The sequence below is a fragment of the Pseudomonas sp. P5_A12 genome, assembly GCF_056400685.1.
This window is the reverse complement of the sequence record NZ_JBFUKU010000518.1, coordinates 1-1,982: the sequence shown is the minus strand read 5'-3', so window position 1 is coordinate 1,982 and position 1,982 is coordinate 1. Positions and strand designations below refer to the sequence as shown.

Below are 1,982 nucleotides of genomic sequence, written 5' to 3'. Positions count from 1 at the left end.
GCTCCAAAGGAGCGGCCACGGTTTCACCGATGACTTTAGGGTTGGCACCCGGGAAGTTGGCACGGACCACAACGGTCGGCGGCACGACTTCCGGGTATTCGCTGATCGGCAACTGGAACAGCGAGATGGCGCCGGCGATCAGGATCAGCAGCGACAACACCGCTGCAAAGATCGGTCGTGAAATGAAGAATTGGGAAAAATTCATCGGAGTCGATATCCCTTAATCGCGTGGAGTCGCAGCAGCCAGTTTCACAACCACACCCGGCACGACCTTGGCAGGTGCGACTTGGGGCAGGTTGCTGGCTTCCAGCGCTTGTCGTTGTTGAGCCAGAGCAGCGAGGGTCTGCTCGCTGGCCATCGGGATCACTTCAGGAGTGACCGGCGAGCCAGGGCGTACCCGTTGCAGGCCCTTGACGATGACGGTGTCATCCTTGTTCAGGCCGTTGCGCACGATGCGCAACCCTTCAATCTTCGGCCCCAGCTCGACGGCGCGGTAGGCCGTTTTGTTGTCGGCATCCATGACCAGTACGAATTTTTTGCCCAGATCGGTGCCGACCGCTTCGTCATTGATCAGTACGGCGGAATAGGTGCCGCTGCCCACCAGTTTCAGGCGCGCATAAAGGCCAGGGGTGTAGCTGCCATCAGCGTTGTCGAATACTGCGCGACCGCGAATGGTGCCGGTTTTCGGGTTGACCTGGTTGTCGATGAAGTTCATCACGCCCTGGTGCGGGTTGCCGTCTTCGTCGGACAGGCCCATGTAAACCGGAGTGGTAGCGCCGCGTTTGCCCTGGCGGGCGAGTTGGGTGTACTTGAGGAATACGCGTTCGTCAGCGTCRAAGTAGGCGTAGACCTTATCGGTGGAGACGACGCTGGTCAGCGGTGTGGTGTCGGCGGTCACCAGGTTGCCGGCGGTGATTTCTGCACGGCTGACGCGACCACTGATTGGCGCGCTGACGCGGGTGAAGCTCAGGTTCAATTTGGCCAGGTCCAACTGCGCCTGAAGAGCACCGACAGCGGCGCGGGCCTCTTGAGCTGCACTGGTGCGCGAGTCGGCCAGTTCGGCGGAGATTGCGTTGCTGGTACGCAGGCGTTCACCGCGCTGGGCTTCGTTTTCACTACGGGTTGCGTTGGCGCGGGACTGGGCAACCAGGGCTTCGAGGCGGCGGACCTCTGCCTGGAAAGGACGCGGGTCGATCTGAAAGAGCAAATCGCCTTTCTTGACCAGTGCGCCTTCAGTGAACGCCACTTCATCAATCTGCCCGGAGACCCGTGGACGAATTTCTACCGTTTCCGGGGCTTCGAGGCGCCCGGTAAATTCGTCCCACTCGTTGACCGGTTGTTCCAGCACCTTGGCGACGCTGACTTTGGCCGCAGGCATCGTCGTGGCAGACTCCGGAGCCTTGCCGCAGGCGCTCATCACCAGTACGGCCAGCRGGGCCAACGGGAAGCGCAAGTGTTTGAGTGATTGTTCCATGGATGCATCCGCCAATGTATTGAGAATGGACGGATGATGAGCGGCGAGGGTGTATGTCACGAATCGAATGAAGCGAAGGTAACTATCATTCGGAATGATATGAGGCGCAGTCGAGCCCTCTAGCATGCACCTTTGGCTGATCAGTGATCAATTGGATTGATGGCAATTGAGTGTTGCTGTGACCGCAAAGGTCGGGCATGAAACCGTGTGATGGCTTTCGCGAGCAGGGGAATGCGTTCCAATATAGGAGCAACTGTCTTGATGACTTTATTTTTAAGGCTCATCGGAAGACAGCTGAACGCCCACAGCTCCAAGCCATGCGATTTCCTTACAAAGCGTGCAGGGCTGCTGTCGATGCGCTAGAACGTGACGACATGGTCTGAGCTCTCTGCTGCCTAATGTGTTGTACGGATCTTGGAGGTTTGCATAATGGCAACCTGGACTCTTTGGTAAGGGAAAAGAATTTTTAGAGGGGGGGTTGACCACGTATTTTAATACTGTAGTATTC

General features: G+C 57.7%; 2 protein-coding genes. Both read right to left on the bottom strand.

The window, feature by feature from the left end; translation table 11 throughout:
* Window positions 1-205, bottom strand: a 205-nt coding sequence (locus AC1DSG_RS30660) for an efflux RND transporter permease subunit (protein ID WP_477794218.1), incomplete at its 3' end; no start/stop codon positions are given.
* A 15-nt stretch (window positions 206-220) separates the two neighbouring features.
* Window positions 221-1,474 (bottom strand): multidrug efflux RND transporter periplasmic adaptor subunit MexE, encoded by a 1,254-nt coding sequence (mexE, locus tag AC1DSG_RS30655; RefSeq protein WP_477794217.1) that lies wholly within the window; start codon window positions 1,472-1,474, stop codon window positions 221-223.
* Between the last annotated feature and the right edge of the window lie 508 nt (window positions 1,475-1,982).